Source organism: Clostridium aceticum (assembly GCF_001042715.1).
Taxonomy (GTDB): domain Bacteria; phylum Bacillota; class Clostridia; order Peptostreptococcales; family Natronincolaceae; genus Andreesenella; species Andreesenella acetica.
In genome coordinates, this window is the sequence record NZ_CP009687.1 from 277843 (window position 1) to 300142 (window position 22300).

23 protein-coding genes are annotated in these 22300 nt (G+C 36.0%); 16 read left to right on the top strand and 7 right to left on the bottom strand.

Features of this window, described 5'->3' with window-relative positions; translation table 11 throughout:
* Positions 1-111: 111 nt before the first annotated feature.
* The 6 genes from CACET_RS21045 (at position 112) to CACET_RS01330 (ending at position 4813) form a co-directional block, all read left to right on the top strand.
* Positions 112-1611: a flagellin N-terminal helical domain-containing protein gene (locus tag CACET_RS21045; RefSeq protein ID WP_052661543.1), complete on the top strand. Its 1500-nt coding sequence runs from the start codon at positions 112-114 to the stop codon at positions 1609-1611.
* Between the two features lie 52 nt (positions 1612-1663).
* On the top strand, positions 1664-1972 hold the full coding sequence (locus CACET_RS01310) for a flagellin (protein WP_044826105.1): 309 nt from the start codon (positions 1664-1666) through the stop codon (positions 1970-1972).
* A 238-nt stretch (positions 1973-2210) separates the two neighbouring features.
* Positions 2211-3104: an Rpn family recombination-promoting nuclease/putative transposase gene (locus CACET_RS01315; protein ID WP_044826106.1), complete on the top strand. Its 894-nt coding sequence runs from the start codon at positions 2211-2213 to the stop codon at positions 3102-3104.
* Positions 3105-3337: 233 nt separating this feature from the next.
* Positions 3338-3535: a YjfB family protein gene (locus tag CACET_RS01320; protein ID WP_044826107.1), complete on the top strand. Its 198-nt coding sequence runs from the start codon at positions 3338-3340 to the stop codon at positions 3533-3535.
* A 23-nt stretch (positions 3536-3558) separates the two neighbouring features.
* Positions 3559-3792, top strand: a complete 234-nt coding sequence (locus CACET_RS01325) for a hypothetical protein (protein ID WP_044826108.1) — start codon at positions 3559-3561, stop codon at positions 3790-3792.
* Positions 3793-4237: 445 nt separating this feature from the next.
* Positions 4238-4813: a hypothetical protein gene (locus CACET_RS01330; RefSeq protein ID WP_052661544.1), complete on the top strand. Its 576-nt coding sequence runs from the start codon at positions 4238-4240 to the stop codon at positions 4811-4813.
* Positions 4814-4989: 176 nt separating this feature from the next.
* On the opposite strand, the gene CACET_RS01335 is transcribed toward CACET_RS01330, so the two are convergent.
* Positions 4990-6036 carry a phosphodiester glycosidase family protein gene (locus tag CACET_RS01335; RefSeq protein WP_052661545.1) on the bottom strand — a complete coding sequence of 349 codons (1047 nt, stop codon included), beginning with the start codon at positions 6034-6036 and terminating at the stop codon, positions 4990-4992.
* Positions 6023-6409: a hypothetical protein gene (locus tag CACET_RS01340; protein ID WP_044826109.1), complete on the bottom strand. Its 387-nt coding sequence runs from the start codon at positions 6407-6409 to the stop codon at positions 6023-6025. Before CACET_RS01340 ends, CACET_RS01335 begins: the two co-directional genes overlap by 14 nt.
* 406 nt (positions 6410-6815) lie before the next feature.
* Here CACET_RS01340 and CACET_RS01345 point away from each other — a divergent pair, with 406 nt between their 5' ends.
* The gene (locus tag CACET_RS01345) at positions 6816-7211 is read left to right on the top strand and encodes a flagellar protein FlaG (RefSeq protein WP_082058296.1); all 396 of its coding nucleotides are present in this window, start codon (positions 6816-6818) and stop codon (positions 7209-7211) included.
* Positions 7212-7248: 37 nt separating this feature from the next.
* Entirely contained in the window at positions 7249-7824 is a 576-nt protein-coding gene (fliS, locus tag CACET_RS01350) for a flagellar export chaperone FliS (RefSeq protein WP_242846962.1), read from the top strand.
* 115 nt (positions 7825-7939) lie between these two features.
* Here the strand turns inward: fliS and CACET_RS01355 are convergent, their stop codons facing one another.
* Entirely contained in the window at positions 7940-9112 is a 1173-nt protein-coding gene (locus CACET_RS01355; protein WP_044826110.1) for a hypothetical protein, read from the bottom strand.
* Positions 9113-9310: 198 nt separating this feature from the next.
* On the opposite strand from CACET_RS01355, the gene CACET_RS01360 reads away from it, so the two are divergent.
* Positions 9311-10135, top strand: coding sequence for a motility protein A (locus CACET_RS01360; protein WP_044826111.1), 825 nt, complete (start codon positions 9311-9313; stop codon positions 10133-10135).
* Positions 10119-10844, top strand: a complete 726-nt coding sequence (locus CACET_RS01365) for an OmpA/MotB family protein (protein ID WP_158385937.1) — start codon at positions 10119-10121, stop codon at positions 10842-10844. The genes CACET_RS01360 and CACET_RS01365 overlap by 17 nt, the downstream gene beginning before the upstream one ends.
* Positions 10845-11057: 213 nt before the next feature.
* Here the strand turns inward: CACET_RS01365 and CACET_RS01370 are convergent, their stop codons facing one another.
* Positions 11058-12263: an NAD(P)/FAD-dependent oxidoreductase gene (locus tag CACET_RS01370; RefSeq protein ID WP_052661546.1), complete on the bottom strand. Its 1206-nt coding sequence runs from the start codon at positions 12261-12263 to the stop codon at positions 11058-11060.
* A gap of 322 nt (positions 12264-12585) precedes the next feature.
* On the opposite strand from CACET_RS01370, the gene CACET_RS01375 reads away from it, so the two are divergent.
* The 4 genes from CACET_RS01375 to dmpI all read left to right on the top strand — a co-directional run bounded on the left by CACET_RS01375 (position 12586) and on the right by dmpI (position 14414).
* Complete coding sequence (locus tag CACET_RS01375; protein ID WP_052661547.1) at positions 12586-13227, top strand: hypothetical protein; 642 nt, start codon at positions 12586-12588, stop codon at positions 13225-13227.
* A gap of 92 nt (positions 13228-13319) precedes the next feature.
* Positions 13320-13706: a hypothetical protein gene (locus tag CACET_RS01380; RefSeq protein WP_044826113.1), complete on the top strand. Its 387-nt coding sequence runs from the start codon at positions 13320-13322 to the stop codon at positions 13704-13706.
* Between the two features lie 106 nt (positions 13707-13812).
* Positions 13813-14175 (top strand): carboxymuconolactone decarboxylase family protein, encoded by a 363-nt coding sequence (locus CACET_RS01385; RefSeq protein WP_044826114.1) that lies wholly within the window; start codon positions 13813-13815, stop codon positions 14173-14175.
* Positions 14176-14222: 47 nt separating this feature from the next.
* Positions 14223-14414, top strand: coding sequence for a 4-oxalocrotonate tautomerase DmpI (gene dmpI, locus CACET_RS01390; RefSeq protein WP_044826115.1), 192 nt, complete (start codon positions 14223-14225; stop codon positions 14412-14414).
* A gap of 41 nt (positions 14415-14455) precedes the next feature.
* On the opposite strand, the gene ppx is transcribed toward dmpI, so the two are convergent.
* The 3 genes from ppx to CACET_RS01405 are packed head-to-tail and all read right to left on the bottom strand — an operon-like array spanning position 14456 to position 19701.
* Positions 14456-15985: an exopolyphosphatase gene (gene ppx, locus CACET_RS01395; RefSeq protein ID WP_052661548.1), complete on the bottom strand. Its 1530-nt coding sequence runs from the start codon at positions 15983-15985 to the stop codon at positions 14456-14458.
* Positions 15986-16009: 24 nt separating this feature from the next.
* On the bottom strand, positions 16010-18157 hold the full coding sequence (locus tag CACET_RS01400; RefSeq protein ID WP_044826116.1) for an RNA degradosome polyphosphate kinase: 2148 nt from the start codon (positions 18155-18157) through the stop codon (positions 16010-16012).
* Complete coding sequence (locus tag CACET_RS01405; protein ID WP_044826117.1) at positions 18151-19701, bottom strand: Ppx/GppA phosphatase family protein; 1551 nt, start codon at positions 19699-19701, stop codon at positions 18151-18153. Before CACET_RS01405 ends, CACET_RS01400 begins: the two co-directional genes overlap by 7 nt.
* Positions 19702-19879: 178 nt before the next feature.
* On the opposite strand from CACET_RS01405, the gene CACET_RS01410 reads away from it, so the two are divergent.
* Both CACET_RS01410 and CACET_RS01415 read left to right on the top strand, forming a co-directional pair.
* A complete protein-coding gene (locus tag CACET_RS01410; protein ID WP_044826118.1) occupies positions 19880-21478 on the top strand; it encodes a PocR ligand-binding domain-containing protein in 1599 nt (532 codons plus the stop codon).
* A complete protein-coding gene (locus CACET_RS01415; protein WP_044826119.1) occupies positions 21478-22215 on the top strand; it encodes a response regulator transcription factor in 738 nt (245 codons plus the stop codon). Before CACET_RS01410 ends, CACET_RS01415 begins: the two co-directional genes overlap by 1 nt.
* Positions 22216-22300 lie beyond the last annotated feature (85 nt).

Here is a 22300-nt window from a genome sequence, read left to right on the forward strand (position 1 = left end):
ATTTTTATCACACGAGATATTTAAATTGAATATCTCGTCTACAACATGTCTATGGCAGCACCTATAGTTCAAAGGCATTGAAATAGCTATAGATTTTAGGGAGGAATAAAAATGAAAATAGCCAATAACTTAACGGCCATTAACACCCATAGACAACTAGGGATTTCTCATATAGCCAACACAAATTCAATGCAAAAAATATCATCAGGTTCAAGAATTAATACAGCAGGAGATGATTCAGCAGGTTTAGCAATCAGTGAAAAAATGAGAGGACAGATAAGGGGCTTAAATCAAGCTTCTAGAAATGCCCAAGACACAGTGAGCTTAATTCAAACAGCCGAGGGAGCCTTAAATGAAACACATTCTTTGCTTCAACGTATAAGGGAGTTAATGGTTCAAAAAGAAAACGGAACTCAAGCAAAATCCGACAAACAATCCATAAACAGAGAAGTTAAACAACTAGTATCAGAGATAGACAGAATAGCGAATACAACTCAATTCAACAATCAAAATTTATTAAACGGAAAATTCAAAGGAACTTTTCAGATAGGAACCAACTCAGGTCAAAGTATAGCTTTAAATATCAGACAAATGGACGCCATAGGCATAGGAGTAATACCCACCATAGCTCAAGTAAATAGAACCCTTAATGAATCTTATTGGGGAACTATATCTGACATATCTAGTGTAGCAATAGAAGAAGGGAAAACATATACACTAAAAGAGATAGATAATCCATTTATACATTGGGAAGGTTCTTATGGGTTTTATGTGCATCATATTTTAGTTGACGACAAGGATAAAATCGTAGGTTTTTCAGGCAAGCAATCCACATATATCAATTTACTAGAAAGTCCTGTAGATAAATTAGAAGATATGAACTATGCAAGCTATATGACTTCAGGGTATAACTATCCGATAGGTATACATATAGATAATGATAATTATGTAGGCATGCCTGAAGGAACAACACTAACTATAAACACCTTAAATATACAAGAAAATTCATTTACTATTCAAGCTACTGCCAGCACAGATTTTCTTTTAGATGGATCTATATTTACAGTGGGCAGATTTATAATAGAGAGATACCAAGACAGTTGGGATATACTAGTAATGTACGACCAGGATTATAACGAAATCGCATACTCTGTTTATGAACAATATTATTTTCCAGGAGATCCTCACTATGATGACTATTATAGCTATGACCCTTATTATAATAATGAGATAGGGCACATTTGGAGAACCGGTATTGGTACAGGAGACATAGTAATAGAAAATAAAGTAGCCCTTTTCTACCCAGACCAAGTGGATATAGATGCACAATTAGACGAAATATCCATCAAATCCGTTGATAGAGCTATCCAAAGGGTTTCAACAGAACGCTCAAAACTAGGAGCGCTCCAAAATCGTCTAGAATATACTGTTAAAAACCTAGATAAATCCTTTGAGGATTTGCAATCAGCAGAGTCTCGTATTAGAGACGTAGATATAGCAAAAGAAACTATTAATTCCACTGTACAAAACATACTACAACAATCAGCACAAGCAATATTAGCACAAGTTAATCAAGATAATCAAAGTGTAATACAGTTATTAAGAGCATAAAACTTAAAACCAAATTAATCGGACAAAATATTTTAATTGGAGCTGTATAAGCATGAAAATAACCAACAACATACCTATTTTAGCAGCTTTTAATAATTTAACCAAAACAAACAAAAAACTTTCAAACACTAAAGAAAAACTATCCAGTGGCATGAGAATAAATAAATCTGCAGATGACCCTGCAGGTTTATTTATTAGTGAAGGGATGAGGGCAAGAATAAGAGGTCTAAAACAAGCTACAAGAAACGCTAATAACGTATATTCTCTATATCAAACTACTGAGGGGGCATTAACAGAAGTAAGTCATATTTTGCAAATAAAGAGCACAAAGGGACGGAGGTTTTGTGTTAGAAACTACTAATAGTCATCTAAAAGAGTATAGTAAACTTCTTCGATAGGAGAGCAGGTAAAACTGCTAGATGGTGAAGCTAGCTAGCGATCTTAGGTGAAAACTTCATAAAATAGACAAAAAAGACCCTGAGAAGGGTCTTTTTTCTGCTGTTTTTTGCACAAACTTTATGAGTAGAAACAGTTAAAAAATCTATATTTGTGGTAAAATATAAGTATAATAAAAAGATTGTGATTAGGAAGTGATGAAGATGAAGCTATTAAATCCAATGAATGATTTTGTATTTAAAGCTCTATTTGGAAGAGAAGATCAAACAAGTAAGCAACTACTCATAGATCTATTAAATGATACCTTAAGGGCAAAGGGAGAAGATTTGATTAGAAGTGTAAAGTACCTCAACCCATTTAATTATAAAGAGCATGAATTTGATAAACTATCGGTATTAGATATTAAAGCAGAGACAGAAAAGGGCGAGCGAGTAAACATTGAGATTCAGGTAAAGCCAGAAATAAGCTATAGAAAGAGAAGCCTCTATTACTGGGCAAAGACCTACGCAGAAACCATAGGAGAAGCAGAGCCCTACGAGGAACTGAAAAAAACCATCGTTATTAATATTATGGATTATGACGCTATCAAGGAAAGTAAAAAACTACATACGCATTTTAAGCTATTAGAAAGAGAAGAACATTTTACCCTAACAGAAGACCTGCAAATTCATTATTTAGAGGTGACTAAGCTAGAAAAAGAAATAGAAGTATTAGAGGGAGTAGAACTATGGATGGCCTTTTTAAAAGAAGCTGGAAAAGTAGGTAATGAAGAGAGGATAGAAAGATTAAAAAGGAGGAGTGAGAATATGAGTAAAGCAATAGAATCTTTAGAAACGGTAAGTGCCGATGAGAAAATGCTAGAAGCTTATAGAGCTAGAGAGAAGGCGAGGAGAGATGAAATTTCTAAGATTGCTTATGCTAAGAAGCAGGGAATAGAACAAGGAATAGAACAAGGAGAAAAGCGAGCTAAGATTGAAACTGCAGAGAAAGCCTTTAAGAATGGTGCAGATTTAGATTTTGTAGCAGAGATTACAGATTTACCACTAGAAGAATTAAAAGAAATAGAGAAGAGAGTACAATCAGAACGGAGCCAGTAAACCACGGGGACTAGTAAAATACGAGGACGGTTCTTCTGGTTGAATTTTCTACATCAAATGATAAGCTATACTAAGAGTGTAATAGCGTATGCCTAGAAGAGGAAGAGAAAAAAGTCAAAGTGGAATATACCATAATAAATGAAGAAGTTTTATCGGCATTTTTAAGCTTCAGAGAAGAAGTAGAAAGAATACTTAAACCTTACACTATTTCTTAAAAGAAAGGAGCTGATCCCATGGATATAGCAGCTTTATCAATGAGCCTAAACCAAATGAAGGTAGCCCAGCAAGCCAGTATCTCCGTTATGAAGATGGCAATGAATGCAGGACAAACCCAGATGAATGATATGGTACAAATGGTGCAGGAAAACACCAAGATGATGGAGCAGTCTGTTAACCCACACCTAGGTAAGAATCTAGACATAAGCTTATAAATAACTACAAATGAGATGATAACGTGACAGAGAAAGAGCAGGTAAAAAAGCAGCTACAAGAGGAGTTAGAGAAAGTCAAACAGCGACTACAGATGCTAGATATGATAGAAGAAAAACTCTTTCAGATGAAGGAGCTAGCCCAAAGAGTAGTAGATGAAGATTTAACCGATGAAGAAATTCAAGAGATTAACAAACAAGTCCAAACCCTAGGAGAGCAGGTCAAACTACTAGATAGTGAGGCTACCCAGTTGTCCTAGATTAAAATCCAACTAAAGTAGACAGCGAAGATCCTGAAAGGGGTCTTTTATACCTTCAAGAAAAAGTAAGGATTTGGAAAAAATCATAGAAATACAAGTACTAGGATAGGAAGAGTTTGTATAGAGGGAGAGGTGGTTTATGGTAGAGGGTAAGAGGTATGAATTACCTTGTTAAGGGAAGCAGGAAAAGAAGGTAATGAAGAAAAAATTCCTATAATTTAGTAAACATTACCAGAAAAAAGCCGATAATATTTATAGAAACTACTTAGTAGGAAAGTTCATGAAAAATACAAAGATGATGGATTAGCTATGAGTCAGTACCTACATAAGATCTTAGATAAGAAGCTAGAGCATTACGATATTACTAACAGTCTTGAGAAGTGCCTATAATGCTTTAAGGAGAAAAGAAAAATTTTACAAAGGACTATGCTAAGGGGGGAGTATGATGAATGTTAATAGTGTAACAAGCAGAGATCATTATCTAACTAGATCATCAGAGGTAAAGGAGAGTAAGAAAAATAATTACAAAGATAACGATAACACAAAAAAAGAAGTAAAGGACGAATATATTCCATCACCAAAAGAGGAAAGAACGGTTACTTATCAAAAGCCTACCATTAAACCAGATATGGTTACCATACAGAGATTAAAAGAAGAAAGTGAAAGAACTCATAGTCAGCTAAAAGAAATGGTAAGGCAACTTTTAGAGAAACAAGGTTTGACCTTTAAGGATTTAGAGGGATTAGAAACAGTAGTTGAGATTGATGAAGAGACTCGCCTAAAAGCACAAGAGATGATAGCAGAAGGCGGACCCCTAAGCCCTGAGAAGGTTAGTGATAATATAGTGGCTTTTGCTAAAGCTATATCTGGAGGAGATCCGGATAAAATAGACATGCTCATATCTGCTATAGAGAAGGGCTTCAAAGAAGCATCTAATATGCTGGGTGGAGAGCTGCCAGAGATCAGTAAAAAAACCTATGATTTAGTGATGGAGAAAATGGAGGCATGGAGAGAAGAATAGAGATAACAGCTACAGGGAGGGTTCTTGTGGTTGATTAAGACTGGAAAGGTGAAAAAATTCATAAGATCCAACCGGTATAAGACCTAGGGAGCAGGTAAATTTGCTAAACACTGGGAATACCTAGCTGCCCTAGGCTTAAATATTATTTGATACCAGAGAAATTGAATCAAGGTTAATTAGGGAATAATTACAATATTATTTGCTACGGGTCGTTCTCTTCCATCCGAGGGCTTGTTTAAAAGGACACCATTAAAATACATAGCGCTAGATCCTCCTCCATCAAGATTATAAGCATCCTTCACTCCCAGTTCCAGCAGCTTATCCTGTAGGGATTCTAAAGTAACACCTATGCTCCAGTTGTTTTGTCTGCCATCGATAACGATCATGATCAGGTCATCATTAGCATACTTTCCAATGATTGTTCTAGGTTGGCGAGTAGTTTTCCACTTATCTGGAATTGCTACCTTTTTTCTCTCTTTCAGCAAAACAGGAATGAAGCTTACCCCTTGATAAGGCTCTAAAGACATAAGTTCCCTTTCAGAAGCTGGTATTCCTCCTACCACCTGGCCTTGATGATTAATCCCTGCAAAAAATAAATCCCCTGGATAACCATTGAAAGATTCTACTAAGTTTCCATCAACTACGGTATTTCCTATCATTTGTGCGTAAGATAAACCATTACGCCGCTCAGTATAGAAACCGCCTCCATTAATGGCTAAAACCGCCGAGGTTCTTTTAGCTGCACTTGAAGTGGTTTCTAGCTTTCCTAAGGTGTCTTGTGCCAATACAACTTTAAACCCTTGTGGATCAAAAAGTTTAACTTTTGCAATATACCCTCTATAGCCTAGCTCTGCAAGCTGAAAAATCTTGATTTCAGTTTTATCAGAGATATACGTGGCAACGGTGGGTCCTAGCATGTCTAGTATTTTTTGTTCGTAAACGTCATCAGATAGCTGTCTATGAGTAGTGCTTACTTGAGAAAATTCAGATAAACTCTCTTCTTGAAAACGGAAAGTTTGCTCTTGTTCTTCAATATTGATCCCTAGCGCCATCACTTTTTCTTGTAAAAGATCCATTTCCTTCTGTAACTGTTTTACTTCTTCCTGTAACACAGTTGTAGGAAGCTCCAGTAACTTTTCCTGATGCATAAACTCCTGGCTGACTAGAAAGAGTGGCAGGAAAGGGGCGACTAAGAATAACATAAATAAACTAATTTTGTACACTTGGGGCCTCCTTGAGAATTTTTAAACTTTTTTCAAGCTCTTTCAAATTTTGATCTAGTATTTCCAATCTCCTATCAATTCGAATTTGAAGGGATGCAGAATCGGACAAAGTAGAGTCTGTGCTTTCAAGACTTTGTATCAGATTAACTATTTCTTGTTTTAGTGTATGCACTTCTTCTGACAGCTGTTGGATATTCATAGCATTTTCTTGTTGTACATTCCTTATGGTTGTATCGATATAGTCTTTAGCGTAGGTATAACCATAATAGACAACAAATCCCCATAAACTTATACTGAAGAAAATTATTAAGACTGTTATGAGTATTTTTTTTGATTTTTCTATTTTGTTCTTAGTTAAATCTTCATTTGCCATGGATAAAGTCTCCTTTTTATATATAGGGTATAGGCATATGTCTATATATGCAATATATTAACGTAAATAGAAAAATTTATCAAGTGAACCTTAAACATAGTCCTACTGAAGGTCCTAAGTAGAACTTTTTTCTCTATATGTAGCTACGTTAAGTGATTTCAGAAAATAAGTTTCTGAACATTATAAAAAAATTCTTATTTTCCCTAAAACTTCCTTAAAAAAAGCCGATAATATTCCGATAATATTAATGTAGTGTTAAAGACATAAGCAGCTAATAATATTCCCAAAGTCATTGTTGAACAATTTTTAAAAACGATATAGAGGAAAAATCAGTAGAGAATATAAGCTTCTTAGTAGAAGAACACGCAGTTAGATAAAAAATGCTAGCGTTAAGGAGGAATTAAGGATGGAAATCACAAAAATACAACCTCAGTCGGTTCAACAAGTGCAAAAATATCAGACTCAAAATACAGATAAACAATACCATTCTCAAACAAATACTGCTCAAATAAAGCAGCAAAGTAAAGCCGGTAGAGATATTCTACAGAGAAAAAAAGAAGGAGATACCTTAAATATTGGAGAAGAAAAGCTAATTGAGATGATTGAAAGGGCAAATAAAAGCCTAATAACACCTCCAACAGAGCTTCAATTTTCTATACATGAGGCAACGAAGCAAATTAGTGTGAAGGTTACCAATACTGAAACAAAGGAAGTAATAAGGGAAATTCCACCAGAAAAGATTCTGGATATGGTGGCAAAGATGTGGGAGTTAGCAGGTTTAATTATAGACGAAAAAGCATAAAAGACAGAAAATCCTTACATAAGAGAGGAGAATAAAAATGGCAACAAATAATCCCTATGCAGCCTATGCCAAATATGTTAAAAAAACAGTAAAAGAAGAAGGCGAGAATCAAGATGTACAAACAGAGGTAGCTACATCGTCAGCACTTAAGTCGGTACCAGAGACTAACACAAGAGCCTATATGGGGGTGCCACCAAAACCCAATGCTACAAAATCTATACCACCAAAGCCAGCAGGAGCACAAGCCGTATCTGCTAATAACTACCTAGAAAGCAAAATCCTAACTGCTCCACCAGAGAATCTTACACTGATGCTGTATGAGGGAGCTATTCGTTTCATGAACCAAGCAGTAATTTATATTAGTGCAAAAAACAATGAAAAAACCAACGTTGCTATCCAAAGGGCACAGGATATTTTTATTGAGTTAATGAGTACTTTGAATCAAGAAATAGAGATGTCTAAAAATCTATTTAGCCTTTATGAATTTATGAACTATAGGTTAGTAGAGGCCAACATAGAAAAAGATCCAGAAAAACTTCGAGAAGTAATTACTATGACCAAAGAGCTAAGGGACACTTGGGAAGAGGCAATGAAGCAATATAAAGCTATCTAATGGTAATAGTACCCTTCGCTCCACTCAGCATGACAAATTACGGAAAATTAACGTTAATGATTACTTGAATAGAAAAAACTCTCTAAAGTGAGGACTTTAGAGAGTTTTTTATTTATTATTGATAGATTTGTATAGTACTGTTTGCAGCGTTCCATACAACCAGATAACCATAGTTTTCTAAATCTCTGACAGCCACTAGATCTTCGCTAGCTGCTAGTTCTATATCCAATAGCTTAGAGACGTCTGTCATAGCGATATGGGCTCTTTGGTTTAGTAGATGCAATGAAAGTTTTCCTTCTTCTATACTTTCTCCTAGCTTAGCATAGTTTCCTTCAAGATCAATAACTGCTTTTAATTCCATTGAAGGAGCTGGAGTAAGTCCTCCTGTTAGTAAGTTAGTGAATTCCTCCTCTGTAATAACCATAACTGAGGTTGGCAGTTGGATAGTAGAGGAATCAAGCTTTTTAGAGGTAGAGGTCATTTTCATGTTTAGCTGACCCATAGGGGTTACAAAAGTTAAAGTAGCGTCTTCATGGTAGGAATCATCCTCAAATGTGCTGACTTGGTGGTAAAGGCTTCCTTTAGTAAATTCTTTTGCCATTTCCTTATAAGGTGCAAGGAAGGTGTTATATGCCTGTAATGCTTCCTGCATTTCTTCTTCTGTTGGCATAGCTTCAGATGGTATAAGGCCAGAAGGTAATTGATCTATATTATTGAGGATGTATTGGATGTAAGCATCTAAAAGATCGATCATCTCATCAGATGTTAGAGTTAAGGTATAAACATTATCTTCTTGCGTCATACCTAAATCCATACCTAAGTCCATCTCTTCTATAAATGCCACCATATCTTTTAGGATATTGCTATTCAGTTCAATGGCATTTTGATTGTTCTGTAGCATAACATATTCTTCTGAAATAGCTACTGCTTCACTTTGACCTATTGCTGCTAAAAAAGCAAGAACAGCGTCTCTATTAATATACAGATTTGAGCCTTGTGTATACGCCTTGATTGTTGGGATAGTTTGTAATCCTTCGGCATCTTTGATATGCATTTCTGTATAAGAGGTAAAGTCCTTTAAATTTGTTTGTGAATACATATGTACATGATAATGATGACTTGAGTCAGGAGGAGTCACTAGTGTCAACTCCATTGATATATTTCCCTCCATAGCATCCCATTCATACATACTCTTTAACTCTTCCCAGTAGGATGTTTCTGCTGAAGCAAATCCAACTGTAGTCAGCATTAAAGCTAATACTAAGGTAATAATTAACATTTTTTTCATGTTTTTTGCACTTCCTTTCAATTGTTTTTTCTAACTACTTACCACTTTTCCTACATTTTACCATTAAATTGCCTTTTTTTCAATTACTTATCACTAAACCTTAAAATATCCTGATTCAGAACATGACTTAAACAGGATAATATGATAATATAAAATAAGTTAATAATAAGAATTAGATAGAATTACTGGGGGCATAAAATGAAAATCAATTTTGAAGGAAAAAACAAAAAACTAATAGTGATTGTGGTAATGCTGCTGATTATTGGACAATCCTTTGTAAGCAGTATTTCTTTGAAGCTATTGCTTAACACAACAGCAATACAAATTATTTTTGCAGGAATATTTATATCTATATTTGTTAGTTTCTCGATGACAACTTTAACTGATACATTAAGAATGACTAAAGAAAGTTTTATAAAGGAAATCAATTATACTGAGGATATCTATAAAGTTCATAGTCTTGCAGCAAAGGTGAAAAGGGACGGTTTATTATCCATACAATCTGAGATCAATATTGAGGAAGATACTTTTTTAAGAGATGCTATGATTTTGTTAAATGATTATAAAAAGCCAGAGGTGATCAGAGATATTCTAGAAAAGGATATCGAGGCAAGAGAGGCAAACTTACTTAAAGCCTATCACGTGTTTAAGATGATCTCCCACGTGGCACCTTCTCTAGGACTTATTGGAACTTTGGTGGGATTGATCGGTTTATTGGCAAATATGCACCAACCCTATGAGATTATGAACAATATGGCAGCAGCTTTAGTAAGTACACTTTATGGAAGCTTGATAGCCAATTTTATTGCTGTACCTATTATGGTAAGGATTAAAGAGTATGTGGGTAAAAATATTTTAAGATATGCTATGATTACTGAAGGCATATTGTTGATTGCGGAAAATGATTCTGCAAGGAATGTTTTCGATAAAATGAATGTTATGTTGAAGGAAGAAGATCGGTTGGCGTACCCTGGAAAAAGGGCAGATGAAAGGAATTATCAACTTCATGAGTTTAAAATATAAGAATAAAAAAGATGAATTAGAATTCTCTAATAGTTGGATCATTACCTATAGTGATATGATCACCATTGTTCTATGTTTTTTTATTATATTTTTCATCTTCACTGCAGAAGAAACTAGTTTACTATATACTATAAAAGAAACCCTTACTTCAGAGGTGGAGGATTTGAGCAGTCAGGTAGATGAACTGAGTAAAGAAAATGAAGTGCTAAAAAATGAAAAAGATTCTTTAGCCGCTTTACTTTTTGGACTAGAAGATATAGAAATAGATATAGTCCAGTCTCAGGAAGAGTTTATTGCTTATTTAAGGGAAAAGAATCTTTTAGACCAAGTAAATATTATACAAAACGATACCGGACTTTTGATTCGATTTAAAGATGGCATCCTATTCCCTAGCGGAAGAGCCGACCTATCGGAGGAGGGTAAAGTAGTATTAAACCATATTGGAGACAAGTTACAAAAAATCGATAACAAAATTATTGTAGCAGGGTATACAGATAACCTCCCTATAAGTACTTCCTTATACCCATCAAACTGGGAACTATCTGTAGCTAGGGCTATTAATGTAGCAAAGGTTTTGATAGAGGATCAGTCCATAGCAGAAGAACGAATTTCTGTTAGTGGTTTTGGAGAAAATCATCCTATTGCCACCAATAATACGGCAGTGGGACGAGCCAGCAATAGAAGAATTGAGATTACGATTCTTCATTAAAGTTCATCATGAACTTAAACTGGGAGGATGTTTCGTCAGATTCCGTGAAAATTGTCACCCTGAGCGTAGAGAATGGGTCTTATAAGGTTTAGAATATAGGATTCTTCACTACGTTCAGAATGACAAAAATACAAATACTAAAGATACAATTAAAGATAAAAATAAAGATACAAATAAGGTTAGTTTTTACGTAGTCTGTCGTTTTTGCTCGGGTTATTGAAGCAATCCATCAACAATTTCCTGCTGACTTTTCCCTGCCCCTAATTCTTCAGCAATAGAGATTTTGTTAAGGACAGCTTTTTTTACTTTTGGGACTTTGGACATATTGTTGATAACTACTCCTCCAGTAAGTATGCCATCTTTGGCATAAAACCTATAGCGTGCTTCTCCATCAAAAGTGCTGAAGGTATCTGTGAAGTCTTGTACATCGCCTATAGAAAAAACCGACAATCCACCGATATTTAGTAAAGTACTTAATTGGCTAGGCTGGTAGCGTTGACTGCCCCCTGTCATGTTTTCCCCAGCGACTTTTCCTTGGTCACTGGCGGTGTTCCAAAGTCCTAGGATATTTCCTTCAATTTGAATTGTATCCCCCGCAGCAAAAATGTCTTTTAGATTACTTTTCATTTGATGATCTACTTTAATTCCTTTATCTACATCTAAAGCCGCTGACTTTGCTAAATCTAGGTTAGGCCGAATACCAGCTGAGAATAATACTGCATCTGTTTGTAGTTCCTGTCCGCCTTTTAAAGCTAATCCAGTTACTTTTTCTTCTCCTAAAATAGCCTCCACTGCTGTATTTGTATAAATATGAAGATCTTTTTGCTGTAGCTTTTCAGTGAAGACTTTAGAAATCTCTTCGTCCAGTTGTCTAGGCAGTAGGTAAGGAAAAAATTCAACTACATTTACTTTCTTACCTAGTTCCTTAATAGCCCAGGCAGCTTCTAATCCCAACAAGCCCCCTCCAATGACAGTAACTGTTTGACAGTTTTCAAGATAATGTTGAAAACTTTTCAAATCCTCTAATGTTCTTAAAGCAAAAACTCCTGGCATTTGTGCACCAGCTACAGGTGGCACAAAAGGATGGCTGCCTGTGGCAATGAGCAACTTATCATAAAATATTTTTTTACCGTCAGATAATTGAAGTTCCTTCTGATCTGGGTTAAGTGCTTCTACTGTTACCCCTAAATCTACGGCAATATGGTTTTCATCATACCACTGCTTTTTGTTGAGTAAAAGCTCCTCATCTTCAAAGCGTTTACTGATGAAGTGAGATAATTTTACCCGATAATAAGTTAAGTATTTTTCACTGCTGATAATTTTTATGCTGCCCTGTGGATCAAACTTACGAATGGTTTGTGCAGCAGATAAGCCAGCAATTCCATTGCCAATAATAACATACTTTATAGTTTCTTGCATTTCATCAAAACCCCCTCTTATTAATAAACTATATCATCAGCGTTAACCTAAACCAAAATTTGTCGTTGTTCCAAGACCCTTCGCTACCCTCAAAATGACAGTTCGACAGAATTTTTGAAATAAGTGAATTAAGTTAACGCTTATGAAAACTATATAAAAGTGTTTTCAATAAGTCGCTATAGACTATTTCCTTTTTTACCCACTTTCTTCTATTAAAACCAGATAAAACCATAAAAAAGGAAATGCCTTCAAGTCTAGTAAATTCAATCCATTGACAAATACAGTCTTTCTACCTACAATGAGGTGAGAAAGGGGGAGTACTATGAAAAGGAAAGTTGCATTGATCATGGTTGTTTTTTTCTCATTATGGACACTTTTTGTTTTGTATCCAAATCCGTATCGGCTTTTTGTCAGTGTATATCGTATTTTCCATCCCCCAGTAGATGCAGCAGCGGTGATTGAGCTTCTAGAAGAAGCCCCTGCTTTGCCACGGGATATTGAAAATTTTGTTTTAGAAAGAGTTCCTTATCAGTTTGATTGGCAGACCTATGGGGTACCTTTTTATTTTCCTACAGCAGCAGAAGTAGTAGGGAATGGAGCAGGAGACTGTAAAAGCCGCTTTATTGTGTTAGCTTCTGTATTTGAGGCTTTGAATATTCCTTATCAACAAAGTTTTTCCTTAAGTCACTTTTGGATTGATTATGAAGGAAAAGAGGAAATCCCTATAGAGAGAGAAGAAAATGCTTTTCTTTTGAGAACAGAGGAGGGTTTTAGAATACAGCTTCCAAGGGAAGATTTAAAGGAAATTCTAGAGGTGCTATGGGAGGGTTTCTGGGAATACATGCCTGATCATAGAAAAGTTTTGTTTCTTTTAGGCGTACCTATGACACTTTTAACAGGATGGATATCAAAAAAGGTATTGACGAGAAAAAGAACCAAACTGAAATTTGCTAGGTATGTTTAAAGGGTATTGATAAGGCAGCTCCCTATGGTGATTTCTCTAAAAATAAGATATAATAGAGATAAAATCAACTGAAGACCGTGGGGGTGCTGCTTATGAATTTGATTAACTGTCCAAAGTGTGGTAGGTTGATAAGGGATTCTGGTGATGGGGAAGTACTGTGCAATAGATGTGCAGAAGCGGAAGGGAATCCTTATAAAGTCATCCGTGAATATGTATATCATCATCAAGGGGCATCTGTGATGGAGGTGGCGGAAGCCACTGGAGTGAGTAAAAACTTAATCTTAAAATATGTAAAAGAAGGTCGGCTATCTTTATTGGAGGAAAGAAGTATACTTGCCCATTGTCCAAAATGTGGTGCAGTATTGGAGTCTGGCAGGGCTTGCAGCAGATGCTTAAGAGATGCACTGTCAGAGGAGAGAGAAAGTCCTGACGCAAGAAAGAAAACTTCTGTCACAGGATTCGGCAGAAGGAGAAGATAAGACAAAGGGCATAGTCTGACAATTTCAAATATTCTATTGAACTTCTAAACTATAGTTGGTATACTGAAAGAGCAGTACCAACTATTTTTTATAAAGGGGGGTCCTTATGACAAGGAATCCAAGAGAAATATTTAATGAATTTGTACAGGGCTTAGGAGCTGTACAGGCAACCAATGCTAGCCAAGTAGAAGCCTTTATGAAGTTAAATGCAGCAGCCTACAAAACTGATGTAGTAGATCTAAAAACAAAGGAATTAATCAGTGTAGCGATTGGTGCTTATAATCGTTGTGAATATTGTATTGTGTTCCATGTTTACAAGGCATTAGAAGCTGGAGCAACTCGAGAAGAAATCATGGAGGCGGCTATGGTGGCAGTTGCTTTTGGTGCAGGCCCTTCTATGGCTTACTCTGTAACATTACTAAAACAATCTATTGACGAGTTTGAAAAGGATTTCTTAGCAAAGGCTTAGTGAGATTTTACATATTCAATTTATTTTAAGAACCCAGGAGGAAAAATATGCCACATATTAGTTTTGAAGGTCCTAAGCTGACAAAGGAACAAAAAGAAGAACTAGTAAGAAAGATTACAGAAGTTTCTACCAGTGTTTTAAAACTGCCTAAAGAAGCGTTTACTGTGGTGATTAGAGAAAATGACTTAGAAAACGTTGGCGTAGGCGGAGAATTACTAGCAAATAAGTTGAAAAAATAGTGTAAAATCCCCCGCTTTGTAGAGAAGCGGGGGTTGATTTTTTAATGAAAAATACTGGCTTGGATATCTAAGCTTTTATGAAATATTTTTTCAAAGCACTTTTCAAACTTCATGGCACCACTAATTTCTAGGTCTACTGGATGGTCAGCTTGAAGCCTCACCTTGACCTTATCATGGGTGATGGTGCAGTAAAGGTCCTTGACACTGCCATAACCTCCACGATCTAGTTTTTCCGCCATTTGAAGAAAAACAGTGAGTTTTCTTATAATATCATAGTCATTTTTATCAATCAACATTGTATAATTTTTCCAATCTTCACGAAATTTCATCTCGCGATGACTAGAAACGATGAAGGCGCACATTAACCTTTCTCTATTTCTGAGGCCGTTTAACACGCTATTGAGAACAAGGTAAAAACCGTGCTTATGATGGTTATAATAGTCGATATACATTCCAATGTCATGCAGCAGGGCAGAGGCCGTCAAGAGTCTTCGTTCTTCTTGACCTAAGTGATGCAGTTCCTTAGTCTCATCAAACAATGCCAATGCGAGGTCCTTTACATGATAACAATGTTTTTTGTTCATGTCATAGTTGGCCAATAGATTTTCTATGCTGTGGAAAAGAACGTCAGCTATTAAGTGGTTTTGGTCAGTAATATCTAGATACTTTTTATAAAACACACCTTCTCTGAGACCATTACCGCTGATAATCAATTGTTTCGCTTCTGTATGCTCCATTAAAGACATGATCGGTACAAGCCCAGCGGTCAAGATATCTCCACGCTCTTTTTTTACACCTGGTATTCTTTTTACGTCTGCCTTGGTACCGTGGTTAATTTTCTCATAAATCGTTGAAACTTCTTGAAAAGTAATTTGGTAGTTATGGAGGCTCACCAAAGGAAAACTAATCATGTGCTTATTCACCTTTGCCAGTGTTCGAATAGCTCCTCCTAATCCTACCACTGGTAGACCTTGTACCTCTTTTAGCCAAGGAACTTTATCAAATTGTTTTTTCATAAAGCTTTCCAAGTGTTTGACAGCAGAGGACTCAATGATTTCCTTAGGTAAGAACATCTCTGTCAAAGTAACAGCGCCATAAGGAAGACTTACAGCTTTTTTTAACTTTTTATTTTCTATCCAAGCTAATTCGGTACTACCTCCTCCGATATCAATCATCAAAGCATCTGTGAATTTGATGGTATTGACTACCCCCATATAACCATAATACGCTTCTTCTTCACCAGAGATCACATCAAAAACAAAGCCGGTTTCCTTTTGAACTTTTTCTAGAAAAAGTTCTCGATTTCTAGCGATTCTTACAGCAGCAGTGGCTATAGGAAAAACTTCATCCACCTTGTGGACATCGATTAATCTCTTGAACAATTTTAAAGCATTAAGGGTTCTTTCCATAGGCAAGGCTTTTAAGGTTCTTTCCTCCCCCATCCCTTCACTGAGTCGCACCATTTCCTTGACTTGTTCAATCATTTTATAGGAGGCATCTTCATAGATTTTCATAATGATCATTCGTACAGAGTTAGACCCTAAGTCGATAATAGCAAGTTTTTTGTTCATATTTTTTCACCCTTTGTTGATAGACTAATTTTCATCCTCTCCTATACTTTTATCTGAGAGGATTGGTTGAAAAACTGGCAGAGATTTTTCTTTTAGATGCTTTTTTGCTGTTTTCAAGGCCTGTTTACAAAAGTATTTTTGAGAATGAAGCAATTTTTTTCCTCTCTTATCTATTTTTATGTATTTACCTTCAGCAGTTAACTGTTTGGCTTTAATTGTATCTAAAAGTGTAATTTTTAATATGTCGATAATTCTTTCTTTAATCTGTAGACTTTCTATAGGAAAAAGTATTTCCACTCTCCTATCTAAATTTCTAGGCATCCAGTCACAGCTGGATAGATAAAGGTTTTCTTGGCCATCGTTGTAAAAGTAAAAAATTCTACTATGTTCTAGGAATCTGCTGACAATACTAATGACAGTAATGTTTTCACTGATATCTGGAACACCAGGTTTCAAACAGCATATTCCACGTATGATTAACTCTACTTTTACACCAGCAATCGAGGCACGATAAAGGTTCTTGATAATTTCTGTATCCACTAGGGAATTCATCTTAGCAATAATTCTTGCCTGCTTTCCCTTTTGTGCATTTTCAATTTCAGTTTCAATAAGCTGCATAAATTTATTTCTTAAATTGAGAGGAGCTACCTCCAGCTTATATAAATCAGGGGGATCAGAATAACCTGAAAGCATGTTAAAGATGGCAGAAGCATCAGCACCAAAATGTTGATTGCAGGTAAATAAACCCATGTCTGTATAAAACCTAGCGGTGATATCGTTATAGTTTCCTGTACCTAAATGAACATACCGCTTAATCCTGTTTTCCTCCATGCGAACAATCAAAGTGATTTTGCAATGAGTTTTTAGGCCTACAAGACCATAGATGACATGGCATCCTGCCTTCTCGAGTTTTTTCGCCCACTGAATATTATTTTCCTCGTCAAAGCGAGCCTTTACCTCTAATAACACCGTCACTTGCTTACCCCTTTCAGCGGCTTCTACCAGTGCCTGAACAATGGGGGATTTGCCACTGACCCTATAGAGGGTTTGTTTGATAGCTAATACCTTTGGGTCAGTAGCAGCTTTCCTAACAAACTCTACTACTGGATCGAAGCTTTCATAGGGGTGATGCAGGAAGATATCCTTCTCATCAATAGCTTCTAAAATTTCTTCACAATCTATTAAGTCTCTTGGAACCTGGGAAACGTACTCCACGTATTTTAAATGGTCATAGCCCTCCAAGGCATATAGTTGAAGCAAGAAGGTTAAATCCAAAGGACCATTGATATAATAGACTTCCCCATTGTGGATTTCTAAAACGTTTTTTAGTATATCTACAAGTTTCTCATCTATATCCTCATCTACTTCTAACCTAATAGCCGCTCCCCATTTTCTTTTCTTCAAAGAGCGTTCAATTTCGATCAATAGGTCCTCTGCTTCCTCCTCTTCGATGGTCAGATCGGCGTTTCTAGTAATTCGATAGGGATAGGCAGAAAGAACGGTGTGGCCTAAGAACAGGTCTTCAATAAATAGTGAGATAACCTCTTCTAAAAGGATAAAATAACGATTTTCCTCAGCATCTTTAGGCAGTTCAATCATTCTAGGCAATACAGAAGGTACCTGGACGGTGGCAAAAATCACGTCATCTGGAGTTTCCTTCTCCTCCAGCAATACGGCAATATTTAAACTCTTGTTTAAAAGCAAGGGAAAGGGCCTGCTGGAATCTACTGCCATAGGGGTCAAAACTGGGTAAATAAAAGTTTTGAAGTACTCCTGTAAAAAGATTTTTTGCCCCTCCAGCAACTCTTCCTTTGTAAGAAGATAAAGGTGATTTTTTTTAAGCACCGGCATGATAGAACGATTAAAAGTATGATACTGCTGGTAGACCATTTGTTGTGTACGAAGAGAAATTTCCTTTAGCTGTTTTTTAGGAGTCAAGCCAGAGGGATCTGTTTTATGGTAATTAGCATTGACCTGGTCCTTCAAAGAAGCTACTCGAATCATAAAGAACTCGTCCAAGTTGGAGCTGGTGATGGCCAAAAACTTTAGTCTTTCCAGTAGAGGATTCTTATTATCCCGAGCTTCTTGCAAAACTCTATCGTTAAATTCCAGCCAGCTTAATTCTCTATTGATAAAATATTCGCTTTTATTTAAGTTCACTTCTTTTAACATGATATCTCCCTCTTTATGTTTAAAATAGGTGTTATGCCAAATACCTCTTGAAAGAAAGAGGATTTTGCTTCAAAAGTCCACTCCTCCAGCAAAATTTCTTCTACAGTACTGGCTTTAATGATCATCTTGTTTTCTTGCAGCTTCACTTCGATAGTCTTAATCTTTTGTTGATGACTTCGGTCTAGTGCATCAGCAATTCTGATGATAGATACTAGCTTTGCAATGACGACACGATCTTTATGGCTCAACCTATTGAAGTTCTCATGACTTATTTTAGGGGTTAAGGTGCTGTGATACTTTGCTACATTTGCTATGATTTCCAACTGCTGTTGAGAAATACCCATAATATTAGAGGCCATAATGATGTCATAAGAATGATTATAGTGTTGGTTGATATTAATAAACTTTCCAACATCATGAAGAATCGTTGCTAATTGCAACAAAAATCTTTCTTCTTCCCCTAAGCCGTGCAATCTCTTTGATCCGTCAAATAGACAAAGGGATTTATCCATCACTTCATTGGCATGATTTTCATCATAATGATATTTTTTTGCTAAGGATCGTACTAGCGTATAGATATCATGAAGAAATTCCTGTTTTCTTTGAGTAATTAGCTTTTGGTCTACTAAATCTGCCACAATACCATCCTCCAGATTTACCAAAGGCGTATAAATTTGAGGGGAGGAGGTCATATCCAAGAATACCTTTAAGAGGATAAAGGAAGGAATTAAGGTATAGGCCCCTTCCTTAGAAATCTTATAGGTGCTGGAAATTTTGTGTGTTGGTTTATGTAAAAGGCTTTGATATACCATAAGAAATTGACTTTTATCTATATAGTTATCGGGACAATCACATAGCTTCCCTAGGTCCTTCATCACATCCCCCAACACAATAAAATGTTGGATATTGGTGTTAATGTCAAAAGTTTTTAGCAAAATGTCGGCATTGCTTTTGATATAATCCTCTAGAAGTTTAGGAAAGTCTAAGGTTTTACTCTCTAACTCCGACAAAATTTCTTTTAGTCGTAGAGAACCCAGCTTTAGATTTTGACTAAAGGTTAAACTGCCCTGTTGATAGATGGAAACCTCGATATTTCCTGATCCAATATCTAAAACCATGACACCTTCAGCCCGAAGTTTTTGGTAGTTTTGTAAACTTTCACGAATTCCTTTGTAGGCGAGGAATCTCTTTACAGAACTATTGATAATTTCGATATCTAGCCCTGTTTTGGAATAAATTTGATCTAAAATATAGTCATTGTTTTCAGCCTCACGAATACCACTAGTAGCTACAGCACGATAGGTTTTTACCTTATACTCGTTCATTAATTTCTTGAAACCCCTCAAGACTTCACAAACCTCATTTGCTATTTCATAACTTACTTTTCCTTTAGAAAAAGTATCTCTTCCTAAAGCAATAGACTTGCTGGTGCGTTCTAAGGTTCTTGTCTTGCCCTCAGGGAGGACCTCTGATATCTTCATCCTTACAGCATAAGAACCGACACTGATTCCTGCTACGGTGGTTAAAGCTTGTTTCTCATCCATATAGATCTCTCCTCACTAGAAGTGGTAAAATTATTGCTATTATACCACAAAACCGCTGAAGTTCAACAACACTAAGGTAAAAATATTAACAAAATTTTTCCAGAAGTATAAGAAATGAAAATGGTATAATAAATATAAGTGTGATAGAATATATGAAGAAAAAAATCGAGGGAAAAAGATGAAAAAAGAAAAATATAACAATAAAAATGTAATAAGACCTCTAAAACAGTACTTTGAATGGGGAAGCGTCAAATGGCTTCACGAACCAGAGGAATTGGACAAGGGAAAGCTGATGGTGGGGCATATTACTTTTTTACCGAATACAGAGCAAAAAAAACATCTCCATACAGGGGATGAACAAATACTATATATTTTGTCTGGTAAGGGATTGCATTGGATTGATGGGGAAGAATACCTTTTGTCCTATGGGAGAATTTATCATATACCTCCCTACGCAGAACATCAGGTGAAAAACTTAAGTGATGAAGCCTTAGAAATGATTATAGTATACAATGCCACCAGCTTGAATTATAGGGAAATACTGCCTCCTGTAGAATTTACAAAACGTTTTGCTATGGAAAACTTAAAAAATATTATCGATTTGACGATGTTGCAAAAAATTCAAGACAAGTTTTCTGAGGCTTCTGAAATGGCCATTGTCATCAAAGATGAGAAGGGCGAAATTATTACAGAACCCAGCAATCTTTCAGCCTTTTGTAAACAACATTGCGGCTACAGCACAAATTGTCACTTGAAAAACAAGAAGGTAATGGCAGGAGACAGTGAGACCAAGGTAGCAAATTGTTGCTTAGATCTTGTTACCGTCCATACCCCAATCTTTATGGGGGATACCTATATAGGAAGTATTAGTTGCGGACCAGTATTTTTAAATGAACCCTCTAAAGAGGTAATAAAACACTTGGAAGAGGAAATACAGGGAGATCAAGAGCGGATGGAGGCTTACCTCAATCTGCGGCGAATGACAAAGGGGAGACTGCATGCTATTATCGAATCTCTTATGACCATGAGCCACTTCATTGTGGAATCTGGCATCAGCCACTTAGCGCAAAAGGAACTTCATAAAAAGACGATTCAGGTATTGGAGGAACAAAAAAAGAAAATAGAGTTAGAAAAGACACTCCAAGAGGTGAAAATGGGGGTATTACAGGCACAGCTAAGTCCTCACTTTCTTTTCAACACCTTAAGCGTCATTGGTGAATTGGCTTATATGCAAGGAGCCAAGGAGGCAGCGGAAACTACCTTTGCCCTTTCTAGTCTACTAAGAACTACTTTGAAGAAGTCAGAGGAGATGGTAACGGTAAGAGAAGAGTTAGCCTATATTCAAGATTATTTATTTATTCAAAAAAAGCGCTTCCAGCATCTTATCCAAACAAAGATAAATATGAAGGAAGCGGTTTTGGACATAGAGATTCCCTTTATGACATTGCAAATATTGGTAGAAAATACTATAGCCCACGGCGTAGAGGCTTTAGGCAAGGAAGTTACTATTATTATAGAAGGAAAAAAGGTGAGGGATCATATTTATCTTCAAGTAATAGACAATGGTTGTGGTATAAAAAAAGAAGTAATGGAGAAATTATTTGATAAAAATAGTGATGAAAAAAAAGGAACTGGTATTGGGCTGAACAATTTGAAGGAGAGGTTTTCTTATTATTACGGAGAAGACTTTCAGTTTGATGTGCAAAGCCAGCGAGGAGAAGGTACCAAGGTATTTATAAAACTACCAATAACCAATTACAAAAAGGAGTCTGAGTAATGAAGTTATTAGTTGTAGATGATGAAAAGATGATTAAAGAATATATCCGATTTGTTATTAAAGAGGAAGCATTGAATATACAAGTATCAGAGGCTTCCACTGGTAAAGAAGCTCTTGAGATGGCAAAAAAAACAAAACCCTTTGCTATTATGATGGATATTAAGATGCCAGAGGGTAATGGGTTAGAAGCAGCAAGAAAAATTGTGGAGGTATTACCCGGCATAAAGATTGTTTTTCTTTCTGCCTATGATAAGTTTGAGTATGCACAAGAAGCTTTACGATTAGGAGCTATAGATTATTTACTGAAGCCCATTGCTCCAAAAGACTTAAAGAAGCTTCTGGAAAGATTGCTGGATTTAACAGAAAAAGCCACAGAAAAACCTTTTACAATAAGTGAAGGGGAAAACTACGAAGACGAAGTGGTTGTAAAAGCAAGAGAATATATAGAAGCTCATTATCATGAGAAAGTACAGTTACAGGATGTGGCAAATTATGCTGGTTTAAGCAGCACCTATTTTTCTAAGTTTTTTAAGCAAAAAACTGGTATCAATTTTTCCAGCTATTTAAACAAGGTAAGACTTTATAAAGCCAAGGAACTTATGAAAAACCCCAATCTAAACTTAAATGAAATTTCCTATAGGGTAGGTTATGAGGACTTAAGTTATTTTAGTATAGTGTTTCAGCGATATGAAGGTATGACACCTACCAGTTATAGACGACAGCTTATGACAAAATAATAAAAAATAACAAAAAAGTAAAAGCCACCATGACAAAAGATTCTAACTATTCCTTCAAATAATAAATAGTTTTGAGTCTTTTTTT

What these genes read in the sequence shown, in the direction of transcription:
- dmpI (WP_044826115.1), top strand. Translation starts at nt 14,223, where the DNA reads ATGCCACATATTAGTTTTGAAGGTCCTAAGCTGACAAAGGAACAAAAA.
- CACET_RS01380 (WP_044826113.1), top strand. Translation starts at nt 13,320, where the DNA reads ATGAATTTGATTAACTGTCCAAAGTGTGGTAGGTTGATAAGGGATTCT.
- ppx (WP_052661548.1), bottom strand. Translation starts at nt 15,985, where the DNA reads ATGAACAAAAAACTTGCTATTATCGACTTAGGGTCTAACTCTGTACGA.
- CACET_RS01385 (WP_044826114.1), top strand. Translation starts at nt 13,813, where the DNA reads ATGACAAGGAATCCAAGAGAAATATTTAATGAATTTGTACAGGGCTTA.
- CACET_RS01405 (WP_044826117.1), bottom strand. Translation starts at nt 19,701, where the DNA reads ATGGATGAGAAACAAGCTTTAACCACCGTAGCAGGAATCAGTGTCGGT.
- CACET_RS01315 (WP_044826106.1), top strand. Translation starts at nt 2,211, where the DNA reads ATGAAGCTATTAAATCCAATGAATGATTTTGTATTTAAAGCTCTATTT.
- CACET_RS01310 (WP_044826105.1), top strand. Translation starts at nt 1,664, where the DNA reads ATGAAAATAACCAACAACATACCTATTTTAGCAGCTTTTAATAATTTA.
- CACET_RS01400 (WP_044826116.1), bottom strand. Translation starts at nt 18,157, where the DNA reads ATGTTAAAAGAAGTGAACTTAAATAAAAGCGAATATTTTATCAATAGA.
- CACET_RS21045 (WP_052661543.1), top strand. Translation starts at nt 112, where the DNA reads ATGAAAATAGCCAATAACTTAACGGCCATTAACACCCATAGACAACTA.
- CACET_RS01340 (WP_044826109.1), bottom strand. Translation starts at nt 6,409, where the DNA reads ATGGCAAATGAAGATTTAACTAAGAACAAAATAGAAAAATCAAAAAAA.
- CACET_RS01365 (WP_158385937.1), top strand. Translation starts at nt 10,119, where the DNA reads ATGAGTTTAAAATATAAGAATAAAAAAGATGAATTAGAATTCTCTAAT.
- CACET_RS01345 (WP_082058296.1), top strand. Translation starts at nt 6,816, where the DNA reads ATGGAAATCACAAAAATACAACCTCAGTCGGTTCAACAAGTGCAAAAA.
- CACET_RS01360 (WP_044826111.1), top strand. Translation starts at nt 9,311, where the DNA reads ATGAAAATCAATTTTGAAGGAAAAAACAAAAAACTAATAGTGATTGTG.
- CACET_RS01410 (WP_044826118.1), top strand. Translation starts at nt 19,880, where the DNA reads ATGAAAAAAGAAAAATATAACAATAAAAATGTAATAAGACCTCTAAAA.
- CACET_RS01330 (WP_052661544.1), top strand. Translation starts at nt 4,238, where the DNA reads ATGAATGTTAATAGTGTAACAAGCAGAGATCATTATCTAACTAGATCA.
- CACET_RS01415 (WP_044826119.1), top strand. Translation starts at nt 21,478, where the DNA reads ATGAAGTTATTAGTTGTAGATGATGAAAAGATGATTAAAGAATATATC.
- CACET_RS01320 (WP_044826107.1), top strand. Translation starts at nt 3,338, where the DNA reads ATGGATATAGCAGCTTTATCAATGAGCCTAAACCAAATGAAGGTAGCC.
- fliS (WP_242846962.1), top strand. Translation starts at nt 7,249, where the DNA reads ATGGCAACAAATAATCCCTATGCAGCCTATGCCAAATATGTTAAAAAA.
- CACET_RS01375 (WP_052661547.1), top strand. Translation starts at nt 12,586, where the DNA reads ATGAAAAGGAAAGTTGCATTGATCATGGTTGTTTTTTTCTCATTATGG.
- CACET_RS01370 (WP_052661546.1), bottom strand. Translation starts at nt 12,263, where the DNA reads ATGCAAGAAACTATAAAGTATGTTATTATTGGCAATGGAATTGCTGGC.
- CACET_RS01355 (WP_044826110.1), bottom strand. Translation starts at nt 9,112, where the DNA reads ATGAAAAAAATGTTAATTATTACCTTAGTATTAGCTTTAATGCTGACT.